Annotated in this window: 20 protein-coding genes and 3 rRNA genes; 19 read left to right on the forward strand and 4 right to left on the reverse strand. The window is 69.0% G+C overall.

The features are described 5' to 3' along the window. On the forward strand, window positions 1–1824 hold the full coding sequence (locus DEJ50_RS18380) for a BACON domain-containing protein (protein WP_150209069.1): 1824 nt from the start codon (window positions 1–3) through the stop codon (window positions 1822–1824). Here DEJ50_RS18380 and DEJ50_RS18385 read toward each other — a convergent pair. Continuing rightward, a complete protein-coding gene (locus tag DEJ50_RS18385) occupies window positions 1807–2709 on the reverse strand; it encodes a hypothetical protein (protein WP_150209070.1) in 903 nt (300 codons plus the stop codon). The two genes, DEJ50_RS18380 and DEJ50_RS18385, sit on opposite strands and share 18 nt — an antisense overlap. A 62-nt stretch (window positions 2710–2771) precedes the next feature. On the opposite strand from DEJ50_RS18385, the gene DEJ50_RS18390 reads away from it, so the two are divergent. The 4 genes from DEJ50_RS18390 to ilvD all read left to right on the forward strand — a co-directional run bounded on the left by DEJ50_RS18390 (window position 2772) and on the right by ilvD (window position 7413). Then, on the forward strand, window positions 2772–3725 hold the full coding sequence (locus DEJ50_RS18390; RefSeq protein WP_150209071.1) for a Ppx/GppA phosphatase family protein: 954 nt from the start codon (window positions 2772–2774) through the stop codon (window positions 3723–3725). A 123-nt stretch (window positions 3726–3848) separates the two neighbouring features. Beyond that, window positions 3849–4685 (forward strand): sugar phosphate isomerase/epimerase family protein, encoded by an 837-nt coding sequence (locus DEJ50_RS18395; protein ID WP_150209072.1) that lies wholly within the window; start codon window positions 3849–3851, stop codon window positions 4683–4685. Then, window positions 4682–5356, forward strand: coding sequence for a TetR family transcriptional regulator (locus DEJ50_RS18400; RefSeq protein WP_150209073.1), 675 nt, complete (start codon window positions 4682–4684; stop codon window positions 5354–5356). The genes DEJ50_RS18395 and DEJ50_RS18400 overlap by 4 nt, the downstream gene beginning before the upstream one ends. Window positions 5357–5562: 206 nt before the next feature. Then, a complete protein-coding gene (gene ilvD / locus DEJ50_RS18405) occupies window positions 5563–7413 on the forward strand; it encodes a dihydroxy-acid dehydratase (RefSeq protein ID WP_150209074.1) in 1851 nt (616 codons plus the stop codon). An 84-nt stretch (window positions 7414–7497) separates the two neighbouring features. Here ilvD and DEJ50_RS18410 read toward each other — a convergent pair whose 3' ends face one another. Beyond that, window positions 7498–9684 carry a protein kinase domain-containing protein gene (locus tag DEJ50_RS18410; RefSeq protein WP_150209075.1) on the reverse strand — a complete coding sequence of 729 codons (2187 nt, stop codon included), beginning with the start codon at window positions 9682–9684 and terminating at the stop codon, window positions 7498–7500. Window positions 9685–9789: 105 nt separating this feature from the next. Between DEJ50_RS18410 and DEJ50_RS18415 the strand changes: the two genes are divergently transcribed. The 5 genes from DEJ50_RS18415 (at window position 9790) to proC (ending at window position 13239) form a co-directional block, all read left to right on the forward strand. Next, complete coding sequence (locus DEJ50_RS18415; RefSeq protein ID WP_150209076.1) at window positions 9790–10131, forward strand: SH3 domain-containing protein; 342 nt, start codon at window positions 9790–9792, stop codon at window positions 10129–10131. Between the two features lie 33 nt (window positions 10132–10164). After that, window positions 10165–10683: a hypothetical protein gene (locus DEJ50_RS18420; RefSeq protein ID WP_150209077.1), complete on the forward strand. Its 519-nt coding sequence runs from the start codon at window positions 10165–10167 to the stop codon at window positions 10681–10683. Window positions 10684–10765: 82 nt separating this feature from the next. Then, on the forward strand, window positions 10766–11596 hold the full coding sequence (locus DEJ50_RS18425; RefSeq protein WP_150209078.1) for an ABC transporter ATP-binding protein: 831 nt from the start codon (window positions 10766–10768) through the stop codon (window positions 11594–11596). After that, the gene (locus DEJ50_RS18430; RefSeq protein ID WP_150209079.1) at window positions 11593–12342 is read left to right on the forward strand and encodes an ABC transporter permease; all 750 of its coding nucleotides are present in this window, start codon (window positions 11593–11595) and stop codon (window positions 12340–12342) included. Before DEJ50_RS18425 ends, DEJ50_RS18430 begins: the two co-directional genes overlap by 4 nt. Window positions 12343–12429: 87 nt before the next feature. Continuing rightward, window positions 12430–13239 (forward strand): pyrroline-5-carboxylate reductase, encoded by an 810-nt coding sequence (gene proC / locus DEJ50_RS18435; protein WP_150209080.1) that lies wholly within the window; start codon window positions 12430–12432, stop codon window positions 13237–13239. Window positions 13240–13300: 61 nt separating this feature from the next. Here the strand turns inward: proC and trpS are convergent, their stop codons facing one another. Beyond that, the gene (gene trpS / locus DEJ50_RS18440; RefSeq protein ID WP_150209081.1) at window positions 13301–14296 is read right to left on the reverse strand and encodes a tryptophan--tRNA ligase; all 996 of its coding nucleotides are present in this window, start codon (window positions 14294–14296) and stop codon (window positions 13301–13303) included. Between the two features lie 862 nt (window positions 14297–15158). Between trpS and DEJ50_RS18450 the strand changes: the two genes are divergently transcribed. From DEJ50_RS18450 to rrf, 3 genes are all read left to right on the forward strand, one after another. Further along, window positions 15159–16684, forward strand: a 16S ribosomal RNA gene (locus DEJ50_RS18450). A gap of 286 nt (window positions 16685–16970) precedes the next feature. Continuing rightward, window positions 16971–20094 (forward strand): 23S ribosomal RNA (locus tag DEJ50_RS18455). A 72-nt stretch (window positions 20095–20166) separates the two neighbouring features. Further along, window positions 20167–20283, forward strand: a 5S ribosomal RNA gene (rrf, locus tag DEJ50_RS18460). The 16S, 23S and 5S rRNA genes sit together here, the layout of an rRNA operon. Before the next feature lie 102 nt (window positions 20284–20385). Here rrf and DEJ50_RS18465 read toward each other — a convergent pair. Further along, on the reverse strand, window positions 20386–20982 hold the full coding sequence (locus tag DEJ50_RS18465; RefSeq protein ID WP_150209082.1) for a Uma2 family endonuclease: 597 nt from the start codon (window positions 20980–20982) through the stop codon (window positions 20386–20388). A gap of 73 nt (window positions 20983–21055) precedes the next feature. Between DEJ50_RS18465 and DEJ50_RS18470 the strand changes: the two genes are divergently transcribed. The 6 genes from DEJ50_RS18470 (at window position 21056) to DEJ50_RS18495 (ending at window position 25567) form a co-directional block, all read left to right on the forward strand. After that, on the forward strand, window positions 21056–21718 hold the full coding sequence (locus DEJ50_RS18470) for an HAD family hydrolase (protein ID WP_150209083.1): 663 nt from the start codon (window positions 21056–21058) through the stop codon (window positions 21716–21718). A gap of 24 nt (window positions 21719–21742) precedes the next feature. Continuing rightward, window positions 21743–22969 (forward strand): MFS transporter, encoded by a 1227-nt coding sequence (locus DEJ50_RS18475; RefSeq protein ID WP_223837804.1) that lies wholly within the window; start codon window positions 21743–21745, stop codon window positions 22967–22969. Then, complete coding sequence (locus tag DEJ50_RS18480) at window positions 22920–24089, forward strand: acetoin utilization protein AcuC (protein WP_150209084.1); 1170 nt, start codon at window positions 22920–22922, stop codon at window positions 24087–24089. Before DEJ50_RS18475 ends, DEJ50_RS18480 begins: the two co-directional genes overlap by 50 nt. Before the next feature lie 71 nt (window positions 24090–24160). Continuing rightward, window positions 24161–24976, forward strand: coding sequence for a phosphatase (locus DEJ50_RS18485; protein ID WP_150209085.1), 816 nt, complete (start codon window positions 24161–24163; stop codon window positions 24974–24976). A 141-nt stretch (window positions 24977–25117) separates the two neighbouring features. Beyond that, window positions 25118–25327 carry a helix-turn-helix domain-containing protein gene (locus DEJ50_RS18490; RefSeq protein ID WP_190344567.1) on the forward strand — a complete coding sequence of 70 codons (210 nt, stop codon included), beginning with the start codon at window positions 25118–25120 and terminating at the stop codon, window positions 25325–25327. 141 nt (window positions 25328–25468) lie between these two features. After that, window positions 25469–25567 carry a 30S ribosomal protein bS22 gene (locus tag DEJ50_RS18495; RefSeq protein WP_003948845.1) on the forward strand — a complete coding sequence of 33 codons (99 nt, stop codon included), beginning with the start codon at window positions 25469–25471 and terminating at the stop codon, window positions 25565–25567. Window positions 25568–25615: the final 48 nt, after the last annotated feature.

Genomic DNA, 25615 nt, shown 5'->3' on the forward strand with positions numbered 1-25615 from the left:
GTGAGCAGCAGCAGTCAGGCACAACCCGCCCCGCACCCCGGCGCACACCGGGCGCACGGGCGCGCGCTCCCCGAGGGGGAACAGCCGCCCGCCTCCCCGTACGAGCCCTATCTGGACGGCCTGTTCACGTACTGCCTTTCGGTGCTGTGCGATCACGGGGCCGCCGTCGAGGTGCTGGCCGAGGTGCTGGCGGTGGCCGAGCGGTATCCCGGGCGATGTCCCGGCGAGGGCGAGCGGCGGGCCTGGCTGTACGCCCTGGCGCGCTGGTCCTGCCTGCGCAGGCTCGCGGAACAGCGGCGGGTGCGGCACGGCAGCAGGCCGGGCGGGCGCCGGGGCAGGCGGGGGGCGGCCGGCGGGGCGGCCGGTGGGGCGCGCGGGCCCGGGCGTGCGCCGGAGCATCAGGGGCGCACAGAGGCGCACAAGACGGCGGGCACGGCGGAAACGGCGGCCGGAGCCGGGACCGTCGCGGACGCAGCAGCCGTCGAAGCCGCCGAAGCCGCCCAGCAGCGGGCCGAACTCGCCCGGCTCGCCTGGCCCGAAGCCGCCGGTACCACGCCCGAACAGCGGGAAGCGCTGGAACTGGCCGTCCGACACCGCCTGGGCGTCCCCGAACTCGCCGCCGTGCTCGGCACCGCCCCGGCCGCCGCCCGCGAGCTGCTCTCCGGTGCCGCCTGCGAGGTCGAGCGGACCCGCGCCGCCCTCGCCGTCGTCGAGACCGGCTGCTGCCCCGCCGTCGCCCGGCTCACCGGGGACAGCCAGCTGCTGCTGTCCAGCACCCTCCGCACCGAGCTGGTCCGGCACGTGGACGACTGCCCGCGCTGCCGCCGGGTCGCCGAACGGGTCGGGGCCGGCGCGCCCTGGCCCGGCTCCGGCAGCACCCGCACCGCCGCGCTGCCCCTGGTCCCGGCACCCCGGCGGGCCGTCCACGCGGCGGCGCTCGGCGCCGCCCGCACCGGCCGGTCCGCCGCCCCCCGCTTCACCCGGGGCGGGTTCCCGATGGACCCCAAGGACCGGGCGGCCCGCCGCGACCGGCTCCGCGCCCGGGCCGTCACCACCACCGTGGTGGCCACCGTGGTCGCCGCGCCCGTGCTGGCCCTGTGGGCGGCCTACCGGGGCGACCCGGGTACCGGGGAGCCCACGGCCGGCCCGGGCACCACCCGGATCTCGGCGAGCGATGCGGAGATCCCGGCCCGCGCGGACGGCCGTGGGCACACCGGGTACGAGAACGCCGGCAACGCGGCCCGGACCGGCACCGAGCCGGGATTCCTGAGGGCGGACCGGAGCGCGGACGTGTCCGTCGAGGTGATCAGCACCGGCGCGCCCACCACCCCGCCGCAGCCGGGCGGCCCCGGCCGGATCGAGGTCGACGCGGTGTCCCGGGGCGCCACGACGTACCTCCGGCTCCGCGCCTCCGGCGGCGCCCCGGTGGACTGGCGGCTCTGGTCGGACGCGCCCTGGCTGCTGGTCAGCGAGCCCTCCGGCACCCTCGCGCCCGGAGAGTCGGTCACCCTGCGGATCACCGTGGACCAGGCCGGGCAGCCGGCCGGGCCCTGGCGGGCCCGGGTCGGCGTCGATCCGGGCGACGCGGTCATCGCCCTCCAGGGCCGGGGCCGTCCGGCCCCGCCGCCCTCGGGGCAGCCCACCCCGGCTCCGCAGCCGACTCCGGAGCCGACGCCCACCCCGACCCCGGAGCCGACACCCACGCCCACTCCGGAGCCCACGCCGACCCCGACCCCGACCCCGACGCCTACGCCGGAGCCCAGTCCGCACCCCTCCGAAGGAACGGTTTCCCCGTCCCCCCAGCCGTCACCGCCCGCCGGCTGACCCGGACGCGGTCCCAGTCGACCCGGACCCGGACCCGGCCGGCCCGGCCGGATGCGGAGGATCGGCCGGGTGCGGAGCCATCGGCAGCAGCGAGGCCAGCCGCGCCTCGCACAGCTCGACCAGCGCGTCGTACCCCGCCTTGCCCATCAGCTCGGTCAGCTCCGCCCGGTACGACACGTAGACCGGCTGCCCGGCGCCGTGCGCGGACGTGGCCGACGTACACCACCAGTGCAGATCGTGGCCGCCGGGACCCCAGCCGCGCCGGTCGTACTCGCCGATCGACACCTGGAGCACCCGGGTGTCGTCGGGCCGCTCGATCCACTCGTACGTCCGCCGGATCGGCAGCTGCCAGCACACGTCCGGCTTGGTCTCCAGCGGCTCCTTGCCCTCCCGCAGGGCCAGGATGTGCAGCGAGCAGCCGGCTCCGGCCGGGAACCCGGGCCGGTTCAGGAAGATGCACGCGCCCTTCCAGCGGCGGGTCTGCTTGTCGCCGTCCTCGTCGAGCTGGGTCCAGCCCGTCTCGCTGCCCACGTCGTGGAACTCCCACAGCTCCGGAGTCAGCCGTGCCACGTGCTGCGCGACGCGCTTCTCGTCGTCCTCGTCGGAGAAGTGCGCACCGAGCGTGCAGCAGCCGTCCGAGGCCCGGCCGGCCTTGATGCCCTGGCAGCCGCTGCCGAAGATGCAGGTCCAGCGGGAGGTCAGCCAGGTCAGGTCACAGCGGAAGACCTGCTCCTCGTCGGCGGGGTCCGGGAACTCCACCCAGGCGCGGGGGAAGTCCAGGCCCTTCTCGTCGGCCGCCGCAGCGGCCGGCGAACCCGGCCCGGCAGCCTGCCCGGCGGTCTTGACGGGCTTCTTCTTCGTCTTGGCCTTCTTCGTATTTGGCACAAACCCAAGCCTAAGCGCCCCTTACGTCACCCATCCGCGTTCCTGCCAGTAGCGTTTCGCGTATGAGACTCGGTGTCCTTGATGTGGGTTCGAATACGGTTCATCTGCTGGTCGTGGATGCGCACCCCGGTGCGCGCCCGCTGCCTGCGCACTCGCACAAGGTGGAACTGCGCCTCGCGCAGCTCCTCGACGACCGGGGCGCGGTGAGCCCGGAGGGCGTCGAGCGGCTGGTTTCGGTCATCAAGGACGCGGTGCAGGCGGCCGAGGACAAGGGCTGCGAGGAGGTCCTGCCGTTCGCGACCTCCGCGGTCCGGGAGGCCACCAACGCCGACGAGGTTCTGGACCGGGTGAAGGCCGAGACCGCGGTCGACCTCCAGGTGCTCAGCGGGGAGGACGAGGCCCGGCTCACCTTCCTCGCCGCCCGCCGCTGGTTCGGCTGGTCCGCCGGGAAGCTGCTGATCCTCGACATCGGCGGGGGCTCCCTGGAGATCGCGAAGGGCCTGGACGAGGACCCGGACGTGGCCGTCTCACTGCCGCTGGGCGCGGGCCGGCTCACCGCGGGCTGGCTGCCCGGAGACCTGCCGGACCCGGCGGACGTGAAGGCGCTGCGCCGCCATGTGCGGGCGCAGATCGCGCGTACGGTCGGTGAGTTCAACCGGTTCGGGGCGCCCGACCGCGTGGTGGGGACCTCCAAGACCTTCAAGCAGCTGGCCCGGATCGCGGGTGCGGCCCGCTCGACCGAAGGCCTGTACGTGCAGCGCGGACTGACCCGCAAGGCGCTGGAGGAGTGGGTGCCGCGGCTGGCGCTGATGACGGCCGGGGAGCGGGTGGCCCTGCCGGGAGTGTCGGAGGGGCGGGCGGGACAGCTGCTGGCGGGCGCACTCGTCGCCGAGGGGGCCATGGACCTGTTCGGGGTGGACGAGCTGGACATCTGCCCCTGGGCCCTGCGCGAGGGCGTCATCCTGCGCCGTCTGGACCACCTGCCGGTGCCGAGCCCGGAGCCGGTCCACCCGTAGGGGGTTCCCGGCGGACCCGGAGCCGGACCTCCCGGACCCGGACCCGGACCCGGAGCGGGAGCGGGAGCCGGAGCGGTGATCCCGGCCGCAGCCGGGCCGGGGCCGGACCCGTACCCTGTCCCCGTGGCAGAACCAGTCCGGATCCCCGACGCGAAGGTCGCGTTGTCCACCGCCTCGGTCTACCCCGAGTCCACGGCGACCGCCTTCGAGATCGCCGCGCGCCTCGGCTACGACGGCGTCGAGGTGATGGTCTGGACGGACCCGGTCAGCCAGGACATCGAGGCCCTGCGCCGGCTCTCCGAGATCCACCAGGTCCCGATCCTGGCCGTGCACGCCCCCTGCCTCCTGATCACCCAGCGCGTCTGGTCCACCGACCCGTGGACCAAACTGCAGCGGGCCCGGGCCGCCGCCGAGCGGCTCGGCGCGTCCACCGTGGTGGTCCATCCGCCGTTCCGCTGGCAGCGCCAGTACAGCCGCGACTTCGTGTCCGGCATCTGGCGGATGGCCGACGAGACGGACGTACGGTTCGCCGTCGAGAACATGTACCCGTGGCGCTACCGCGAGCGGGAGATGCTCGCGTACGCACCCGACTGGGACGTCACCAAGGACGACTACCGGCACTTCACGGTCGACCTCTCGCACACGGCCACCGCCCGCACCGACGCCACCGCGATGGTCGACCGGATGGGGGACCGGCTCGCCCACGTCCACCTCGCGGACGGCAACGGTTCCGCCAAGGACGAGCACCTGGTTCCCGGGCGGGGCACCCAGCCCTGCGCCGAGCTGCTGGAACGGCTGGCCCTGAACGGTTTCGACGGCCATGTGGTGATCGAGGTCAACACGCGGCGGGCCATGTCCTCCGCCGAGCGCGAGGCGGACCTGGCCGAGGCCCTGGCCTTCACCCGGCTCCACCTGGCCAGCGCGGGCTCCGCCGCCCCGGACCGGGTCCCGCGCCCGTGACCGGCGTACCCGAGGGCCCGGACGCACCCGAGGGCCCGGACGTACCCAGGGAGCCGGACGTACCGAAGAGGCCGCGGCGCGGTCCCGGCCGCCCGCCCCGCGACGAGGCGGACGACGGCCCGAGCACCCAGGAGCGGATCCGGCTCGCCGCCCGCGAGGTGTTCGCCGAGCGCGGCTACGACAAGACCTCCGTCCGCGGGGTGGCCAAGGCGGCCGGCGTCGACCCGGCCCTGGTCCACCACTACTTCGGCACCAAGGACGACCTCTTCGCCGCCGCCATCGAGACGAGCATGGAGCCCGCCCTGTCCGTCCCGGCCATCCTGGCGGCCGGCCCCGACGGCATCGGCGAGCGGCTCGCCCGCTACTTCCTCGGCGTGTGGGAGAACCCGGTGACCCGGGCCCCGCTGCTGGCGGTCATCCGGTCCGCCCTCACCCACGAGGCGGCGGCGAAGGTGCTCCGCCGGCTGGTGCTGCGCCGGGTGCTGGAGCGGGTCGCGGCCGACCTCAACGTGCCCGACCCCACCTTCCGCGCCGAGCTCGCCGCCTCCCACATGGTGGGCATCGCGATCCTGCGGTACGTACTCGAGGTCGAGCCCCTCGCCTCCGCCGACCCGGAGGCGATCGTGGCGCTGGTGGCCCCGACCCTCCAGCGGTACCTGACAGAGGAGTGAGGGGGCCGGGAGCGGCCCGGACCTCCGGCGGGGACGGCGGACGTGGGCCGCAGCGGCTCGGTGACCGCTGACTGAGCCCGGTGTCCCGCCATCCGGACACCGCGTCCGCATCCTGAAGCCGGAGGCGTAATCTCGTAAGCAGCCAATGCAGAGTCACTGCAGGCAGCGCATTCTGCTCGTATTCCGCTCTATGGGGAGTGAACCCGATGCCCGAGCTGAGGTCCCGCACCGTCACCCACGGCCGCAACATGGCGGGCGCACGTGCCCTGATGCGCGCATCGGGCGTAGCGAGCGAGGACATCGGGAAGCCGATCATCGCGGTCGCCAACTCCTTCACCGAGTTCGTCCCCGGGCACACCCACCTGGCCCCGGTCGGCCGGATCGTCTCCGACGCCATCCGGGCCGCGGGCGCCATCCCCCGCGAGTTCAACACCATCGCCGTCGACGACGGCATCGCGATGGGCCACGCGGGCATGCTCTACTCGCTGCCGTCCCGCGACCTGATCGCGGACAGCGTGGAGTACATGGTGGAGGCGCACTGTGCCGACGCGCTGATCTGCATCTCCAACTGCGACAAGATCACCCCGGGCATGCTGATGGCCGCGATGCGCCTCAACATCCCGGTGGTCTTCGTCTCCGGCGGCCCGATGGAGGCCGGCCAGGCCACCCTCGTCGACGGCACGGTCCGCAAGCTCGACCTGGTCAACGCCATCGTCGACGCCGTCAACGAGAACGTCTCCGACGAGGACATCCTGCGTATCGAGGAGAACGCCTGTCCGACCTGTGGCTCCTGTTCCGGCATGTTCACCGCCAACTCGATGAACTGCCTGGCCGAGGCCATCGGCCTGGCCCTGCCCGGCAACGGCTCGGTCCTCGCCACCCACACCGCCCGCCGCGCCCTGTACGAGAACGCCGGCCGTACGGTCGTGGAGATCACCAAGCGGTACTACGAGCAGGACGACGAGTCCGTCCTGCCCCGCAACATCGCCACCCGCCAGGCCTTCGAGAACGCCATGGCCCTGGACATCGCGATGGGCGGCTCGACCAACACGATCCTGCACCTGCTGGCCGCGGCCCAGGAAGCCGGTCTGGACTACGACCTCAAGGACATCGACGAGGTCTCGCGCCGCGTCCCGTGCCTGGCCAAGGTCGCGCCGAACGTCGCGCCCGGCGGCACGTACTACATGGAGGACGTGCACCGCGCCGGCGGCATCCCCGCCATCCTCGGCGAGCTGCACCGCGGCGGCCTGCTCAACAAGGACGTCACCACGGTCCACTCGGACAACCTGGAGGACTGGCTGGCGCAGTGGGACGCCCGCTCCGGCAGCGCCTCCGAGGAGGCCATGGAGCTGTGGCACGCGGCCCCCGGCTGCAAGCGTTCCGCGACCGCCTTCTCCCAGTCCGAGCGCTGGGACACCCTCGACCTCGACGCCGAGGGCGGCTGCATCCGCTCCGTCGAGCACGCCTACTCCAAGGACGGCGGCCTCGCGGTCCTGCGCGGCAACCTCGCCGAGGACGGCTGTGTGGTGAAGACCGCCGGCGTGGACGAGTCGATCTGGACCTTCGAGGGCCCGGCCGTCGTCTGCGAGTCCCAGGACGAGGCCGTCGAGAAGATCCTCTCCAAGCAGATCACGGCGGGCGACGTGGTCGTCATCCGCTACGAGGGCCCCAAGGGCGGCCCCGGCATGCAGGAGATGCTCTACCCGACGTCCTTCCTCAAGGGCCGCGGCCTCGGCAAGACCTGCGCGCTGGTGACGGACGGCCGGTTCTCCGGCGGTACCTCGGGCCTGTCCATCGGCCACGCCTCCCCGGAGGCTGCCTCGGGCGGCACGATCGCGCTGGTCGAGAGCGGCGACCGGATCCGCATCGACATCCCGAACCGCTCCATCGAGCTGCTCGTCGACGAGGCGACCCTGGCGGCGCGCCGGGAGGCGCTGGGCGGCGTGTATGCGCCGAAGGACCGCGTGCGCACGGTCTCGGCGGCCCTGCGCGCCTACGCCGCGATGGCGACCAGCGCCGACAAGGGAGCGGTCCGCGACGTGAGCCGCCTTTCCTGACGCCGGGCGCCCCACTCGTACGTACGCCGCGGCCCCGCCCGATCCCTTCGGGCGGGGCCGCAGTGTTGTGCGTAGTGCGTTGCGCTACCAGCCGGCCGGGTCCGCGCCGGGCACGGCGAACACGGAGCCGTCGGGGGCGGTGGCGAAGACCCGGCCCCCGGCGACGACCGGCGCGGGCCGGGTGCCGGCGTAGGTGTTCCGGCCGGTGCCCATCCGCGGGTCGGTCTGCCCGGCCGGGCGTCCGGTGGCCGCGTCCACGGCCAGCAGCCGGCCGTCCGCCGCGCTCAGATGCACCCGGCCGTCCGCGAACACCGGCCGGGACGCCACGCTCAGCCCCGTCTCCAGCCGCCACTTCTCGCCCTGCCCGCCGAGGGCCACCAGGGTTCCCGAGGTCCCGAACAGGTACACCGCCCGGTCCGTGCCGACGGCGGCCTGCGCCTGGACCAGCGGGGCCGTCAGCGGGATCTCCCGGACCGCCCGGGTGCGCAGGTCGATCCGGAGGACGGAACGGGTCGAGCTGCGGACGTCGGTCACCGGCAGGTACAGCCCGCCCCCGGCCACACCGGCCGGGCCGGCCGACCCCGGGGCGGTGAGCTGCCACAGCACCCTCCCGTCGGCCGGGTCGACCGCCGAGACCCGGGTCGAGGTGCCGTCGGGGCCGGGCGTGGCCACGTACACACCGGTCCGTGCCGGGTCCGGGCTGTCCTGGTCCGGGCTGTCCTGGTCCGGGCCGGTCCACCACAGGGAGCCCACCCCGGCCACCCGCTTGGTCCACCGGGCGGCGCCGGTGGCCGCGTCCAGCGCGGTGACCGATCCGTCCACGGCCGCGATCAGCACCTGCGCCCCGGCTGGCACCACCTTCGCGCCCCCGGGCAGCTCCTTCCGCCAGCGCTGTCCGCCGGTCGCCGGGTCCAGGGCCTGGAGGAGTCCGCTGCCGTCGGCGACCGCGAGGACCAGCCCGCCGGCGTACTGCGGGGCGGTGTGCTGCGCGGTGCTCCCCGGCTTCCCGGCGGCGGCCACGGTCCACCGCTTCGAGCCGTCCGCCGGGTCCACCCGGGCCGCGGCCACCCCCAGCCCCGAGCAGTACAGGGCGCCGTCCGACCAGGAGCAGGCCGGTGCCTGGTTCGCGGCCTGCTGCGGGCCCAGCTGTGCCGTCCACGGCGGGAACGTCTTCGGGCCGGGGCGCTCCCCGGCCGTCGTCACGGTGCCGGCCGGTTCGCCGGCCGTACGGAACTGGAGGTAGCCGCCGACCGCACCGCCGGTGAGCAGCAGCCCCGCCGTCACCGCGAGGGCGACGGCGGTCCGCCGCCGCAGCCGGAGCCCGCCCGGCGAAGGCGCGCCCGGCTCCCCGGCCGCCTCCGCCGCAGCCGCCGGGATCCGCCGGTGGGTGACCTCCTCCTCGGCGACGGCCGGCCGGCGCGGCTGCGGGATGAAGGCCCGGGTGTCCTCGGAGGTCGGGTACGCCGCCGCGCGCAGGGCGACGATCAGCTCGTCGGCGGACGGCCGCTCGGCCGGATCCTTGGCGAGGCAGCGCCCGACGATCACCGCGAGCTCGGCCGGCAGCCCGGTCAGATCGGGCTCGCTGTGCACCACCTGGTACGCGACGATGTACGGGCTGTCGGAGTCGAACGGCCCGCGCCCGGTGGCCGCGTGCACCAGCACCGCACCCATCGCGAACACGTCCGCCGCCGGCCCGACCTCCCGGGGCCGCTGGAACTGCTCGGGTGCCATGAACGGCGGGGTCCCGATCAGCTTCCCGGTTTCGGTCCGCAGATCGCTGTCGTACGGCCGGGAGATCCCGAAGTCGATCACCTTCGCGCCGTCCGCGGCCATCAGGACGTTGCTGGGCTTCAGGTCCCGGTGCACCACCCCGGCCCGGTGGATGTCGCGCAGTGCCTCCGCCAGTCCCGCGCCGAGCCGGGCCAGCTCGGGCCCCGCCAGCAGCCGCTCCCGCACCCGCTCGGCGAGCGTCGGCGCGTCGATGAACAGGGTGGCCATCCAGGGCCGCTCGGCATCGGGGTCGGCATCCACGACCGGGGCGGTGAAGGCGCCGCTGACCCGCCGCGCGGCGGCGATCTCCTGCCGGAACCGGGCCCGGAACTCGGGATCCACCGCATGCTCGGCGTGGACGACCTTGACGGCGAGTTTCAGACCGGAGGCGGAGGCGGCCAGATGGACGACGCCCATGCCGCCGGAACCGAGCACGGATTCCAGCCGGTACTGGCCGGCGTACTCGGGAAATCCGGCCTGCTCCGCCCGCAACGACTGCATGGCCCACCACCCCCGCGGGAGCCTAGTCGATGGGCCGTACGATTCCGCGGCAGCCTGCTACCCTGCGCGAGTTGCCGAGCGGAACGCTCAACGGGGGAGATGTACATGTCGGTTGAGAACGAGCTGAACCAGGGCGAAAGCCAGGCCGAAGCCCAGGCCGAAGTCCTGGCCGAAACCAGTGCAGCTTCGGGCGGCGGTTACCCGTCGTTTCCGGTCGCGCCCGGCTACCGGGTGAACGTCCGCAGCGGACCCGGCACCAACTACTCGGTGGTCCGGGTGCTGCCGTACGGCGCCTGGGTGACGATCAACTGCCAGACCCCCGGAACGAGGGTCTCCGGCCCGTACGGCACCTCCAACATCTGGGACTGCGTGGGCAACGGCGAGTTCGTCTCCGATGCGTACGTGAAGACCGGCGCCGACGGGTACGTCACCAGCCGCTGCGGCTGACCCGCCGACGCCCGGCGGGCGATAATCGGCTGTGTGAGCGAAGACCAGCGTGACCAGAACGCCCCCGCCGAGACCACGGCCGCCGGCCCCCAGCCCGAGCCGATCAAGTTCTTCGGCACCACCTGGGTGAACCGCGACGGCGGCTACCTGCTGCGCCGCGTCGGCATGGCCCTCGGCTCGCTCGCCGCGGCCGTGGCCGGCGCCCTGCTGCTCCAGCTCGCCTACGAGGGCCTGGCGATCGGCGATGTCGGGCCCTTCCTCTCCATCTCGGTTGTCGTCCTCTTCGCGATCTGCAGCGCCATCGCCTTCGCCAAGACCTGGGAGTCCTTCGGCCGCCGTCCGGCGCCCTCCTCGGACGAGGCCTCCCTCAAGGGTCTGAAGACCATCGGTTTCATCGGCTCCCTGGTCGCGTACTTCCTGCGCTGCCTGGTCGAGGCCCCCGGTGAGAAGCTGCACCGCGCCGAGTACGAGAAGGCCGCCACCGAGTTCGCCCGCCGCCGCAGCGCCCGGACCGGAAACCCGGCCGCCCGCCGCCCCAAGCGCAAGAAGTAGCCAGGCGCCCACCCGATGGCCCGGTAGCCCCGCCCGCCCTGCCTGTTGACGCCCCGGCACCGCCAGGCGCATTATTCATCACATGATGAATAACAGGGAGGCGGTGCCCCCGCCCGCCGTACACGCCCGCGGACTCACCGTCCGCCGCGGCACCGGCCGAACCCTCCGCACCGTCCTCGACGCCCTCGGCTTCGACGTCCCCCACGGCCGCATCACCGGCCTCCTCGGCCCCTCCGGCTGCGGAAAATCCACCCTCATGCGCGCCGTCGTCGGCACCCAGGCCCACGTCACCGGCACCCTCGACGTCCTCGGCCGGCCCGCCGGCCACCCCACCCTCCGCTCCCGCATCGGATACGTCACCCAGGCACCCTCGGTCTACGACGACCTCACCGTCCGCCAGAACCTCGACTACTTCGCCGCCGTCCTCGAACCGGGACGCGCCGCCGCCGACCGCCGCGCGGAATCCGTCCGCCGGGTCATCGCCGACGTCGACCTCACCACCCACACCGACGCCCTGGCCGGCCAGCTCTCCGGCGGCCAGCGCAGCCGCGTCTCCCTCGCCGTCGCCCTGCTCGGCACCCCCGAGCTGCTCGTCCTCGACGAACCCACCGTCGGCCTGGACCCCGTCCTCCGCCGCGACCTCTGGAACCTCTTCCACGAGATCGCCCGCACCCGCGGCACCACCCTCCTCGTCTCCTCCCACGTCATGGACGAAGCCGAGCGCTGCCACGACCTGCTGCTCATGCGCGAAGGCCGCATCCTCGCCCAGGACACCCCCGACGGCCTGCGCGACCGCACCCACACCGACACCGTCGAAGCGGGCTTCCTCCACCTCGTCGACGAGGCCAACGCCGCCGCCCGCCAGGCCACCCTCGAAGCCACCCACACCGCAGCACTCAAGGGGACCCGATGAGCACCGTCATCAACGGCGCCCGCACCACCGCCACCGCCGCCCGCGTCCTGCGCCAACTGCGCCACGACCCGCGCTCCATCGCCCTGATGCTGCTGGTCCCCGTACTGATGCTGACCCTGCTGCGCTACGTCTTCGACGGAAACCCGCGCACCTTCGACAGCATCGGCGCATCCCTCCTCGGCATCTTCCCCCTCATCACGATGTTCCTCATCACCTCGATCGCCACCCTCCGCGAACGCACCTCCGGCACCCTCGAACGCCTCCTCGCCATGCCCCTGGGCAAGGGCGACCTCATCGCCGGCTACGCCCTCGCCTTCGGCGCCCTGGCCGTGGTCCAGTCCCTCCTCGCCACCGGCACCGCCCTGTGGGCCCTCGGCCTCGACGTCATCGGCTCCCCCTGGCTGCTGCTGCTCGTCGCCCTGCTCGACGCCCTGCTCGGCACCGCCCTCGGCCTCTTCGTCTCCGCCTTCGCGGCCTCCGAGTTCCAGGCCGTCCAGTTCATGCCGGCCGTGATCTTCCCCCAGCTGCTGCTCTGCGGCCTGTTCGCCGCCCGCAGCACCATGCAGCCCGTACTCGAAGGCATCTCCAACGCCCTGCCCATGTCCTACGCCGTCGACGGCATGACCCAGGTCCTCACCCACACCGACATGACCACCGCATTCCTCCGCGACGTCGCCGTCGTCGCCGGCTGCGCCCTGCTCGTCCTGGCCCTCGGCGCCGCCACCCTCCGCCGCCGCACCCCCTGACCACGGACCGGACACCCCACCCCCGGAACCCGCCCGGGTGCGAGGATGGCGGCGTACGTACCCCCAGTTCGGCGAGGTGAATCGGGCATGACCCAGACAGTCGCAGTCCTCGGTACCGGCAAGATCGGCGAGGCCCTGCTCAGCGGCATGATCCGGGGCGGCTGGCCCGCCTCGAAGCTGCTCGTCACCGCCCGCCGCCCCGAACGCGCCGAGGAACTCCGCACCCGCTACGGCGTCGAGGCCGTCAGCAACGCCGAGGCCGCCAAGCGCGCCGACACCCTCATCCTCACCGTCAAGCCGCAGGACATGGGCAAGCTCCTCGAAGAACTCGCCCCGCACGTCCCCGCCGACCGCCTGGTCATCAGCGGTGCCGCCGGCATCCCCACCGCCTTCTTCGAGGAACGGCTCGCCCCCGGCACCCCCGTCGTCCGCGTCATGACGAACACCCCCGCCCTCGTCGACGAGGCCATGTCCGTCATCTCGGCCGGCAGCCACGCCAGCGCCGCCGACCTCGCCCACGCCGAGGAGATCTTCGGCGGCGTCGGAAAGACCCTCCGCGTCCCCGAATCCCAGCAGGACGCGGCCACCGCCCTGTCCGGCTCTGGCCCCGCCTACTTCTACTTCCTCGTCGAGGCCATGACCGATGCCGGCATCCTCCTCGGCCTGCCCCGCGCCCAGGCCCACGACCTGATCGTGCAGGCCGCCATCGGCGCCGCCGTGATGCTCCGCGACAGCGGCGAACACCCGGTCAAGCTCCGCGAGGCCGTCACCTCCCCGGCCGGCACCACCATCAACGCGATCGTCGAGCTGGAGAAGCACGGCGTACGGGCGGCCCTCATCGCCGCCCTCGAAGCCGCCCGCGACCGCAGCCGCGAACTCGCCACCGGCAACAGCTGACGCCGACGCCGTACGGGCCCCGCCCACCGGGGGCCCGTACGTACGCCCGCACCAGGCACCTTCAGGGAGCGAGCAGCCCGATGGCCTCGTACGCCCCGTCGACGACCGGCCGCGCAATGCCCCGGGCCCGCTCCGCCCCCGCACGCAGCACCCCGTCCACCGCCGCCGGATCGGCCGCCAGCTCGGCGTGCCGCTCCCGCACCGGCCGCAACAGCTCGACCACGGCCTCCGCGACATCCCGCTTCAGCTGCCCGTAGCCCGTGTATCCGGCGGCCAGCTCCACCGGATCGCCACCCGTGCACGCGGCCAGGATGTCCAGCAGATTCGCCACCCCCGGCCGTGCCTCGCGGTCGTATACGACCCCGCTCCCGGTGTCGGTCACCGCCCGCATCACCTTCTTGGTGACGGCCGCCGGCTCGTCCAGCAGATAGACGACCCCGGCACTCACCTCATGGGACTTCCCCATCTTCGACCGCGGGTCCTGGAGGTCCATCACCCGCGCCGCCACCGCCGGATGCGTCGCCTTCGGCACGGTGAACGTCGGCCCGTACCGCTGGTTGAACCGCACCGCCAGATCCCGGGTCAGCTCGACGTGCTGCCGCTGGTCCTCCCCGACGGGCACCTCCTCCGACCGGTACGCCAGGATGTCCGCCGCCATCAGCACGGGATACGTCAGCAACGACAGCCGCACCCCGTCCCCGGCCGCCTGCGCCCTCCCCGCCTTCTCCCGGTACTGGATCATGCGCCGCAGCTCCCCGTCCGAGGCCGTGCACTCCAGCAGATAGGACAGCCGGGTGTGCTCGTCGACATGGCTCTGTACGAAGAGGGTGCAGCGCTCCGGATCGAGCCCGGCCGCGAGCAGCAGAGTCGCCGCCTGCCGGCTGAGCCGCCGCACCCGCGCCGGATCGTGCTCGACGGTCAGCGCATGCAGATCGACCACACAGAACAGGGCCTCGTCGGGCTTCTGGTCGGCGGCGACCCACTGCCGTACGGCCCCCAGGTAGTTGCCCAGCGTCAGATGCCCTGTCGGCTTGACCCCGCTGAAGATCCTCGTCATGTCCCTGTGCTCCCTGTGGTGTGGGTGGTGTCGGTGGATGCCGGCGCTGTCAGCGGCGACCGAGCCACCCCGGGAGGGGAGAAACGAGAACGGCCGCCCTTTCGGCGGCCGTGGAGCGCATGCGTGCTCGCGTGGAAGGTGGGCCGCCGTCAGGCGGGCCACCAGCGAAGGCTGAGCGTGAGTGCATGCGTGGTCACGGCTCCAGGCTAGCCCTGGGGGGCGGCCCGTGCCCGGGGTTTCCGGGGTTGACACAGGTGTGTGTGGTCCGTAAGGTTCTTCGAGTTGTCCGAAGTGAGCGCCGACTGCGGTCGGTCCCCGGACAGCCATTCCGCAACACTCATTTCGAACGAACGACGCACTGTGTCGTCTCGTTTTCATGCGTATTTGCGAATGAGGAATCCGTGTCCGAAGGACGCAGCCGCCGATTAGGTCGGGGGCAAGGAATCCGCTAAGGTCTCACCACGTCGGAACGGCCCAACAGCCCGGAAGACAAACCCCGCTGACTGGGAGTCAGGCCCGAAAGGATCTGATAGAGTCGGAACCGCCGGAAAGGGAAACGCGAAAGCGAGAACCTGGAAAGCGCCGAGGAAATCGGGTCCGAAAGGATCTGATAGAGTCGGAAACGCAAGAACGAAGGAAGCGCCCGGAGGAAAGCCCGCGAGGGTCAGTACAAAGGAAGCGTCCGCACCTTGAGAACTCAACAGCGTGCCAAAAATCAACGCCAGAAGTTGATACCCCGTCCACCTCGGTGGATGAGGTTCCTTTGAAGAAACAAAACACAGCGAGGACGCTGTGGACGGTCGGCCATATTCCGGCATGACCGTCCCGCTCAACGCGAGTGTCACCCGATTACGGGTAAACATTCACGGAGAGTTTGATCCTGGCTCAGGACGAACGCTGGCGGCGTGCTTAACACATGCAAGTCGAACGATGAAGCCCTTCGGGGTGGATTAGTGGCGAACGGGTGAGTAACACGTGGGCAATCTGCCCTTCACTCTGGGACAAGCCCTGGAAACGGGGTCTAATACCGGATACCACTCCTGCCTGCATGGGCGGGGGTTGAAAGCTCCGGCGGTGAAGGATGAGCCCGCGGCCTATCAGCTTGTTGGTGGGGTAATGGCCCACCAAGGCGACGACGGGTAGCCGGCCTGAGAGGGCGACCGGCCACACTGGGACTGAGACACGGCCCAGACTCCTACGGGAGGCAGCAGTGGGGAATATTGCACAATGGGCGAAAGCCTGATGCAGCGACGCCGCGTGAGGGATGACGGCCTTCGGGTTGTAAACCTCTTTCAGCAGGGAAGAAGCGAAAGTGACGGTACCTGCAGAAGAAGCGCCGGCTAACTACGTGCCAGCAGCCGCGGTAATACGTAGGGCGCAAGCGTTGTCCGGAATTATTGGGCGTAAAGAGCTCGTAGGCGGCTTGTCGCGTCGGATGTGAAAGCCCGGGGCTTAACCCCGGGTCTGCATTCGATACGGGCAGGCTAGAGTGTGGTAGGGGAGATCGGAATTCCTGGTGTAGCGGTGAAATGCGCAGATATCAGGAGGAACACCGGTGGCGAAGGCGGATCTCTGGGCCATTACTGACGCTGAGGAGCGAAAGCGTGGGGAGCGAACAGGATTAGATACCCTGGTAGTCCACGCCGTAAACGTTGGGAACTAGGTGTTGGCGACATTCCACGTCGTCGGTGCCGCAGCTAACGCATTAAGTTCCCCGCCTGGGGAGTACGGCCGCAAGGCTAAAACTCAAAGGAATTGACGGGGGCCCGCACAAGCAGCGGAGCATGTGGCTTAATTCGACGCAACGCGAAGAACCTTACCAAGGCTTGACATATACCGGAAAGCATTAGAGATAGTGCCCCCCTTGTGGTCGGTATACAGGTGGTGCATGGCTGTCGTCAGCTCGTGTCGTGAGATGTTGGGTTAAGTCCCGCAACGAGCGCAACCCTTGTCCTGTGTTGCCAGCATGCCCTTCGGGGTGATGGGGACTCACAGGAGACCGCCGGGGTCAACTCGGAGGAAGGTGGGGACGACGTCAAGTCATCATGCCCCTTATGTCTTGGGCTGCACACGTGCTACAATGGCCGGTACAATGAGCTGCGATACCGTGAGGTGGAGCGAATCTCAAAAAGCCGGTCTCAGTTCGGATTGGGGTCTGCAACTCGACCCCATGAAGTCGGAGTTGCTAGTAATCGCAGATCAGCATTGCTGCGGTGAATACGTTCCCGGGCCTTGTACACACCGCCCGTCACGTCACGAAAGTCGGTAACACCCGAAGCCGGTGGCCCAACCCCTTGTGGGAGGGAGCTGTCGAAGGTGGGACTGGCGATTGGGACGAAGTCGTAACAAGGTAGCCGTACCGGAAGGTGCGGCTGGATCACCTCCTTTCTAAGGAGCACATAGCCGACTGCGAGCGAATGACTCGCACGGTTGCTCATGGGTGGAACGTTGATTAGTTGGCACGGTTCTTCAAGGCATCCTGTTAGTACTGCTTCGGCGTGGAAAACAGCGATAGCGGCGAGAATCGTGCCTGGCACGTTGTTGGGTATCTGAGGGTACGGCCGGTTGGCCGAACCTTCGCGATGCCGGCCCCAGTGCACTCACCGGCTTGTCTGGTGGGGTGATGGGTGGCTGGTCGTTGCTTGAGAACTACACAGTGGACGCGAGCATCTGTGGCCAAGTTTTTAAGGGCGCACGGTGGATGCCTTGGCACCAGGAACCGATGAAGGACGTGAGAGGCCGCGATAGGCCCCGGGGAGCTGCCAACTGAGCTTTGATCCGGGGGTGTCCGAATGGGGAAACCCGGCAGTCGTCATGGGCTGTCACCCATGCCTGAACACATAGGGCATGTGGAGGGAACGAGGGGAAGTGAAACATCTCAGTACCCTCAGGAAGAGAAAACAACCGTGATTCCGGGAGTAGTGGCGAGCGAAACCGGATGAGGCCAAACCGTATGCGTGTGAGACCCGGCAGGGGTTGCGCATGCGGGGTTGTGGGAATGAGCTTTCACAGTCTGCCGGCTGTGAGGCGAGTCAGAAACCGTTGATGTAGTCGAAGGACATGCGAAAGGTCCGGCGTAGAGGGTAAGACCCCCGTAGACGAAACATCAGCGGCTTGCTTGCTCATCTCCCAAGTAGCACGGGGCCCGAGAAATCCCGTGTGAATCTGGCGGGACCACCCGCTAAGCCTAAATATTCCCTGGTGACCGATAGCGGATAGTACCGTGAGGGAATGGTGAAAAGTACCGCGGGAGCGGAGTGAAATAGTACCTGAAACCGTGTGCCTACAAGCCGTGGGAGCGTCGGATGCCAAGCTTGCTTGGTGTCTCGTGACTGCGTGCCTTTTGAAGAATGAGCCTGCGAGTTAGCGGTGTGTAGCGAGGTTAACCCGTGTGGGGAAGCCGTAGCGAAAGCGAGTCCGAACAGGGCGATTGAGTTGCACGCTCTAGACCCGAAGCGGAGTGATCTAGCCATGGGCAGGTTGAAGCGGAGGTAAGACTTCGTGGAGGACCGAACCCACCAGGGTTGAAAACCTGGGGGATGACCTGTGGTTAGGGGTGAAAGGCCAATCAAACTCCGTGATAGCTGGTTCTCCCCGAAATGCATTTAGGTGCAGCGTCGTGTGTTTCTTGCCGGAGGTAGAGCACTGGATAGGCGATGGGCCCTACCGGGTTACTGACCTTAGCCAAACTCCGAATGCCGGTAAGTGAGAGCACGGCAGTGAGACTGTGGGGGATAAGCTCCATGGTCGAGAGGGAAACAGCCCAGAGCATCGACTAAGGCCCCTAAGCGTACGCTAAGTGGGAAAGGATGTGGAGTCGCAGAGACAACCAGGAGGTTGGCTTAGAAGCAGCCACCCTTGAAAGAGTGCGTAATAGCTCACTGGTCAAGTGATTCCGCGCCGACAATGTAGCGGGGCTCAAGCGTACCGCCGAAGTCGTGTCATTGCAGCAATAGGGCCAACGCCCGCTGTGATGGGTAGGGGAGCGTCGTGTGCCGGGTGAAGCAGCGCCGGAAGGCAGTTGTGGACGGTTCACGAGTGAGAATGCAGGCATGAGTAGCGATACACACGTGAGAAACGTGTGCGCCGATTGACTAAGGGTTCCTGGGTCAAGCTGATCTGCCCAGGGTAAGTCGGGACCTAAGGCGAGGCCGACAGGCGTAGTCGATGGACAACCGGTTGATATTCCGGTACCCGCTTTGAAACGCCCAATATCGAATCAGGCGATGCTAAGTCCGTGAAGCCGTTCCGGACCCTTCGGGGAAAGGAAAGTGGTGGAGCCGACGAACCAGACTTGTAGTAGGTAAGCGATGGGGTGACGCAGGAAGGTAGTCCAGCCCGGGCGGTGGTTGTCCCGGGGTAAGGGTGTAGGCCGAGGGGTAGGCAAATCCGTCCCTCATATAAGGCTGAGACCTGATGCCGAGCCGATTGTGGTGAAGTGGATGATCCTATGCTGTCGAGAAAAGCCTCTAGCGAGTTTCATGGCGGCCCGTACCCTAAACCGACTCAGGTGGTCAGGTAGAGAATACCGAGGCGTTCGGGTGAACTATGGTTAAGGAACTCGGCAAAATGCCCCCGTAACTTCGGGAGAAGGGGGGCCATCACTGGTGATCGGATTTACTCCGTGAGCTGGGGGTGGCCGCAGAGACCAGCGAGAAGCGACTGTTTACTAAAAACACAGGTCCGTGCGAAGCCGTAAGGCGATGTATACGGACTGACGCCTGCCCGGTGCTGGAACGTTAAGGGGACCGGTTAGTGACCTTTCGGGGTTGCGAAGCTGAGAACTTAAGCGCCAGTAAACGGCGGTGGTAACTATAACCATCCTAAGGTAGCGAAATTCCTTGTCGGGTAAGTTCCGACCTGCACGAATGGCGTAACGACTTCTCGACTGTCTCAACCATAGGCCCGGTGAAATTGCACTACGAGTAAAGATGCTCGTTTCGCGCAGCAGGACGGAAAGACCCCGGGACCTTTACTACAGTTTGATATTGGTGTTCGGTTCGGCTTGTGTAGGATAGGTGGGAGACTTTGAAGCCGTGACGCCAGTCATGGTGGAGTCGCCGTTGAAATACCACTCTGGTCGTGCTGGATGTCTAACCTCGGTCCGTGATCCGGATCAGGGACAGTGTCTGATGGGTAGTTTAACTGGGGCGGTTGCCTCCCAAAGGGTAACGGAGGCGCCCAAAGGTTCCCTCAGCCTGGTTGGCAATCAGGTGTTGAGTGTAAGTGCACAAGGGAGCTTGACTGTGAGACCGACGGGTCGAGCAGGGACGAAAGTCGGGACTAGTGATCCGGCGGTGGCTTGTGGAAGCGCCGTCGCTCAACGGATAAAAGGTACCCCGGGGATAACAGGCTGATCTTCCCCAAGAGTCCATATCGACGGGATGGTTTGGCACCTCGATGTCGGCTCGTCGCATCCTGGGGCTGGAGTCGGTCCCAAGGGTTGGGCTGTTCGCCCATTAAAGCGGTACGCGAGCTGGGTTTAGAACGTCGTGAGACAGTTCGGTCCCTATCCGCTGTGCGCGTAGGAATATTGAGAAGGGCTGTCCCTAGTACGAGAGGACCGGGACGGACGAACCTCTGGTGTGCCAGTTGTCCTGCCAAGGGCATGGCTGGTTGGCTACGTTCGGGAGGGATAACCGCTGAAAGCATCTAAGCGGGAAGCCTGCTTCAAGATGAGTATTCCCACCTCCTTGAGAGGGTAAGGCTCCCAGTAGACGACTGGGTTGATAGGCCAGATGTGGAAGCCCGGTAACGGGTGGAGCTGACTGGTACTAATAGGCCGAGGGCTTGTCCTCAGTTGCTCGCGTCCACTGTGTTAGTTCTGAAGTAACGACCGTGTTGTCATCCGGTTGATATCTTCATAGTGTTTCGGTGGTCATAGCGTTAGGGAAACGCCCGGTTACATTCCGAACCCGGAAGCTAAGCCTTTCAGCGCCGATGGTACTGCAGGGGGGACCCTGTGGGAGAGTAGGACGCCGCCGAACAATCATTGTGGGAAAGCCCCGCACCGATCGAAAGATCCGGTGCGGGGCTTTTCTGCGTTTACGGGTGCCTTTACGGGCGCCCCCGGGTTTTGCCGACCCGCATCACCAGTCGGCGGGATAGCTCTTGAGGCTGCTCGTGTCGAGAGTCCAGCGGCCGGCTGTGACCGTGTCACCGAAGGCGTAAGGGACTTCCTTGCGGTACCGGACACCGTCGGGGCCGCGCGACGGGTCGCTGTAGACCGTGACGGTCCTCTTGTCCTTCCGGGGGTCCACGACCATGTACAGCGGAACTCCCATCCGTGGGTAGTCGTGGAGTTTGTCGCGGATGTCCGTGAGGGAATTGGTACGGGAGACGACCTCCACCACCATCAGGACGTCACGGGAGCTGACGACTTTCGCGGTGTCGTCGGCGTCCTCTTCCGCGATGACCATCAGGTCGGGGACCTTGGTGAGCCCGGTTTCGGGATCGCCCATGTTCGTGTCGCTGAGAGCGATGACCTCAGGTGCCTGGGCCTCGATCTGGCGGCGCAGCCGCACCACGTTGAGCCCGTGGGGAGCCGTGGGGCTCATCATCGTGAGGAAGATCTGCCCGTCGGTGGTCTGCACCTTCCACTGGTCTTCCTGATGCTCCGCCAGCTCCGCGAGATGCTCTGCGAAATCGTGTAGTCGGCGCATCTGCTCGGGGGTGAGGTCGGCCATGATCTCCTCCTGGTAGGTGCACTGGCCAGCGTATCCAGCCGGGCACAGGATCGATCCCCTTTATGTTTGTCCCATGCGCTATGAGCTTGTCATTTTCGACAACGACGGTGTGCTGGTGGACAGTGAGCCGCTCGCCAATGGGATTCTTGCCGGGTATCTGACCGAGCTCGGGCATCCGACCACGTACGAGGACTCGCTCCGCGACTACATGGGGTCCGCCGTGCACCGCATACACGACCTTGTGTACGAGCGGACCGGGCAGCGGCTGCCGGCGGAGTTCAACGAGGTGCTGCTCGCGCGGACGCTTGCCGGGTTCGAGCGGGAGTTGAAGCCCGTGGCCGGGATCGCGGAGGTGCTGGCCGGGCTGCGGGAGGCCGGGGTGCCGTACTGCGTGGCTTCCTCCTCCGGACATCGGCGCATCCGGGCCGGGCATCGGGTGGCCGGGCTCTCCGAGTGGTTCGAGGACCGGGTCGTGTTCAGTGCCGAGGACGTCGGCCGGGGGAAGCCCGCCCCCGATCTGTTCCTGCATGCGGCACGGGAGATGGGCGTGGAGCCGTCCCGGTGCGTGGTGGTCGAGGACAGTCCGCTGGGGGTCGAGGCCGCAGTGGCGGCCGGGATGGATGTGCACGGGTTCACCGCGATGACGGGGGCAGGGAAGCTGGCGGCGGCCACCGGGCTGTTCGGGGAGATGAAGGAGCTCGCCAGTCTGATCGGTCTGATCTCTACCCACGAGTAGTCACCGGGCCTACGCTGTGCCGCCATGACGGTGACGGCGACGGTGATGCAGCGGCGCGGGCGCGCGGCCCTGGGGTTCTCCTTCTTCGTGCAGGGGGTCACCTTTGCGCTGCTGGTGACGCGGATCCCGGCCATCCAGGACCGGTACGGGATATCCGACGGGCTGCTGCCCGTCTTCCTCGCCGCCGTGCCGATCCTGGCCGGGGTGTCCAGCGTGGTCACCGAGAAGCTGGTGAAGAAGGTGCCGCCCAGCACGGTGCTGCGGTGGTCGCAGCCCCTGGTGCTGCTGGCGCTGCTCGGGGTCGGGGCCGGCAACGGGCTGTGGCAAGTGGCCTGCGCGCTGGCGGCGTTCGGACTGTCCGTGGGTGCGCTCGACGCGGCCATGAACATGCTCGGGGTGAGCCTCCAGCGGGCCTACGGCCGCAGCATCATGCTGGGTTTCCATGCCGCGTACAGCCTCGGCGGGATCGTCGGGGCGTCCGCCGCCTGGGCCGGGGCGCACTGGCACCTGTCCCTGTTCGTGTCCTATCTGCCCGCGGTGGCGCTGCTGCTGCCGGGGGCTCTGGCCGGCAGCCGGTTCTACCTCGATGCGGGGGAGGCAGGGAAGGAGCCGGTCGGTGGTGACGGTGGCGGCGCGGGGTTCGGGGGGTTGTTGCTGCCGCTGTGCCTGGTGATGGCGTGTGCGTACATCGGGGACTCGACCGTCTCCAACTGGAGCGCCAAGTACCTCCAGGACGTGCTGGGGAGTTCCGAGCAGCTGGCGACCGTGCCGTACAACCTCTACATGGTGACCACCCTGTTGGGGCGGGCCGCCGGGGACTACGGCGTACGGAGGTTCGGGGCGGTGGCCGTGGTGCGGGGCGGGACCCTGCTGGCGGCCGGCGGGTTCGGGGTGGTGGCCGTCGCGCCCGGCCCCTGGGTGGGCATGCTGGGGTTCACCCTGCTGGGGCTCGGGCTGTGTGTGATCGTGCCCCAGACCTTCGCGGCGGCGGGGCGGCTGTTCCCCGGGAATTCCGATGCGGCGATCGCCCGGCTGAACATCTTCAACTACGTCGGGTTCCTGGTCGGATCGCCGTTGGTGGGGGCGCTGGGGGATGCCTGGAGCTATCGGGGGGCCATGGCCGTGCCCATGGTGCTGGTCCTGGTGACGCTGGTGTACGCCCGATCGTTCGGTGCGGAGGACGCCCGATACGGTGTCGGGCATGAGCGGCCACGGGTTGTTGATGTGGGACGAGGCGGTAACGAAGTATGACTTCGGGCCCAGCCATCCGATGGATCCGGTGCGTCTGGCGCTGACCATGGGGCTGGTGCGCGCCTTCGGGCTGGACCGGCGGTTGGACGTACGGGCGGGCAAGGCGGCGGGGGAGTCGACCCTGCGGTTGGTCCACCGGGAGGACTATGTCGCCGCCGTCCGCGAGGTCTCCGCCGATCCGGGGGTGGCGGACGGGTCCTACGGGCTGGGGACCCTGGACGATCCGGCGTTCCACGGGATGCACGAGGCGTCGGCGTTGATCGCCGGGCAGTCGGTGGCGGGGGCCGAGGCCGTCTGGCGCGGTGAGGCGGAGCACGCGGTGAACTTCGCCGGCGGGCTGCACCACGCCATGCCGGGCGGGGCCGCCGGGTTCTGCGTCTACAACGATGCGGCGATCGCGATCGCGCGGCTGCTGGAGCTGGGGGCCGAGCGGGTCGCCTATGTGGATGTGGACGTGCACCACGGGGACGGGGTCCAGGCCGCGTTCTGGGACGATCCGCGGGTGCTGACCATTTCGGTGCACGAGCACCCGAGGACGCTGTTTCCGCAGACCGGCTGGCCCGAGGAGACGGGCGGGGCGGCGGCCGAGGGGTCCGCGGTGAATGTGGCGCTGCCGGCCGGCACCGGGGACGAGGGCTGGCTGCGGGCCTTCCATGCCACCGTGCCCGAGCTGCTGGCTGACTTCCGGCCGCAGGTGATCGTGTCCCAGCACGGGGCCGATACGCATTTCGAGGATCCGCTGGCGCACCTGGCGGTGTCGCTGGATGCGCAGCGGGCCGTCCAGGAGGCCTGTCACACACTGGCGCACAGCTACGCGGACGGCCGCTGGCTGGCCCTCGGCGGCGGCGGGTATGCGGTGGTGGACGTGGTGCCGAGGTCGTGGACCCATCTGGTGGGGATCGCCGGGCACCGGCCGGTGGAGCCGGAGTCGGTGGTGCCGGCTTCCTGGCGGGACCAGGTGTATGCGCTGACGCGGCAGCCGGCTCCGGCCCGGATGACGGACGGCCGTACTCCGCGGTGGCGGGACTGGGAGGACGGGTACGACCCGGCGGACCGGATCGACCAGGCCGTACTGGCGACCAGGCGGGCGGTGTTCCCGCTGCGGGGCATGCTGGTCTGAGTGTTAGCCCAACGGTGGGGAGGTGCCGTGGAAATGGCGTTCGGCCGGGAGGCGTGCGGCAGCATCGGAGGGTGTTGAGCACCGGCGCCCTGCGTGCGCATCTGCTGGCGGCCCGGCTGGCCGGACCTGTGGCCACGTCCCGTGAGGAGAGCCTGCGCAGCTACCGGCTGTTCGCGGCGCGCGACCCGCGGGTGCTGCTGGGGCTGGATCCGGAATGGGTCTGGGAGGAACGGGACCTCTTAGGGCTGATGGCCGAGAAGTGCGGGGTCTCGGCGGATCCGGCGCATGTCAGCGGGCCGGACGTGATCGATCCGGAACTGACGCTGGCGGGGCTGGAGGCCTTTGCGGACCGGTTGCGGGAGGTGGTCCTGGCGCGTGGTCCGGTGTTGTTCGGCACCGGTCATCCGCACCGACTCCTGAAGTTCTACGTCAGTTTGGCCGAGGCGCTGTCGGCGGCGGGATGTGTTGTCCTCACCCCTGCGCAGGGCCGCAGTGTCGACATGGCGACCCGGTTCGGCGTACGCACGTACTGCCTCGACTACGTAAGGGGGGTCGCCATGGTGCGGGAGCCCGGGGTGCGGTCGCCGGGGAGCGTGACCGGCGCGCACTCGCACTCGCCGCTGCCGGTTCGGATCGCGCTGGATGCCCTGGCGGAGGCCGGTGAGCCGTTGCCGGAGCTCGTGGTGGGGGACCACGGTTGGGTCTGCGGAGCAGGTCAGCTGGGTTTTGAGGCCATCGGGCTGGCGGATACGGACGATCCCGCCCTGTTCGTGGGGGAGGCCGAGGGGAGGGTGTCGGTGGCGGTTCCGCTTGATGATGCGGTTCGTGCGGACTACTACGCGCCCCTGACGCGCTATGTACTCAATCGGGCGAGTCTGTCTCGGTAGTGGCGGCCGGCATCCGGTGGCTGCAGCACCTCTTCCCCACTCGCATCACCCGCCCCTAATCTGGGGAGTGAGCGTGCGACGACGTGGAGTAACCGGAGGGGAAGCCGGTGCCCCGTCATGCGCGGAAGGTCAAGGTGTGTCATGGCTGCTGGCGAGAGGCCTCTCAGTGAGGTTCAGTTCCTGACCGTGGCGGAGGTCGCCTCGGTGATGCGAGTGTCGAAGATGACCGTGTACCGCCTGGTGCACAACGGCCATCTGCCCGCTATCCGGGTGGGCCGGTCCTTCCGGGTCCCCGAAATTGCGGTCCATGAGTACCTCCGTGAGTCGTTTGTGGGGGTGGAGTCGGCCTGAGACGGTGCACCGGCGCCCTCGGATTACAAGCTGGGAGCTCTGGCGGGTAGGCTAGGCCGACGTAGGTCGTGTGGGCCCAGACGCCCCGCACCGAGATCCCCGCTGATGCGGGGGTGTTCCGAGAAGTGAGCGAGGGTAGTCGTGGGCTCTGTTATCAAGAAGCGGCGTAAGCGGATGGCCAAGAAGAAGCACCGCAAGCTGCTCAAGCGCACCCGCGTTCAGCGCCGTAACAAGAAGTAGACGGCAGCTGTACGTGTTCTCCGCAGCCCCTCCACCATCATGGTGGGG

The organism is Streptomyces venezuelae (assembly GCF_008642295.1).
GTDB classification, from domain to species: domain Bacteria; phylum Actinomycetota; class Actinomycetes; order Streptomycetales; family Streptomycetaceae; genus Streptomyces; species Streptomyces venezuelae_C.

Excerpts from the sequence above, each read along its gene's own strand:
- DEJ50_RS18390 (WP_150209071.1), top strand. The coding sequence starts at position 2,772 with ATGAGACTCGGTGTCCTTGATGTGGGTTCGAATACGGTTCATCTGCTG.
- ilvD (WP_150209074.1), top strand. The coding sequence starts at position 5,563 with ATGCCCGAGCTGAGGTCCCGCACCGTCACCCACGGCCGCAACATGGCG.
- DEJ50_RS18410 (WP_150209075.1), bottom strand. The coding sequence starts at position 9,684 with ATGCAGTCGTTGCGGGCGGAGCAGGCCGGATTTCCCGAGTACGCCGGC.
- DEJ50_RS18415 (WP_150209076.1), top strand. The coding sequence starts at position 9,790 with ATGTCGGTTGAGAACGAGCTGAACCAGGGCGAAAGCCAGGCCGAAGCC.
- DEJ50_RS18425 (WP_150209078.1), top strand. The coding sequence starts at position 10,766 with ATGATGAATAACAGGGAGGCGGTGCCCCCGCCCGCCGTACACGCCCGC.
- DEJ50_RS18430 (WP_150209079.1), top strand. The coding sequence starts at position 11,593 with ATGAGCACCGTCATCAACGGCGCCCGCACCACCGCCACCGCCGCCCGC.
- proC (WP_150209080.1), top strand. The coding sequence starts at position 12,430 with ATGACCCAGACAGTCGCAGTCCTCGGTACCGGCAAGATCGGCGAGGCC.
- trpS (WP_150209081.1), bottom strand. The coding sequence starts at position 14,296 with ATGACGAGGATCTTCAGCGGGGTCAAGCCGACAGGGCATCTGACGCTG.
- DEJ50_RS18465 (WP_150209082.1), bottom strand. The coding sequence starts at position 20,982 with ATGGCCGACCTCACCCCCGAGCAGATGCGCCGACTACACGATTTCGCA.
- DEJ50_RS18470 (WP_150209083.1), top strand. The coding sequence starts at position 21,056 with ATGCGCTATGAGCTTGTCATTTTCGACAACGACGGTGTGCTGGTGGAC.
- DEJ50_RS18475 (WP_223837804.1), top strand. The coding sequence starts at position 21,743 with ATGACGGTGACGGCGACGGTGATGCAGCGGCGCGGGCGCGCGGCCCTG.
- DEJ50_RS18480 (WP_150209084.1), top strand. The coding sequence starts at position 22,920 with ATGAGCGGCCACGGGTTGTTGATGTGGGACGAGGCGGTAACGAAGTAT.
- DEJ50_RS18490 (WP_190344567.1), top strand. The coding sequence starts at position 25,118 with ATGGCTGCTGGCGAGAGGCCTCTCAGTGAGGTTCAGTTCCTGACCGTG.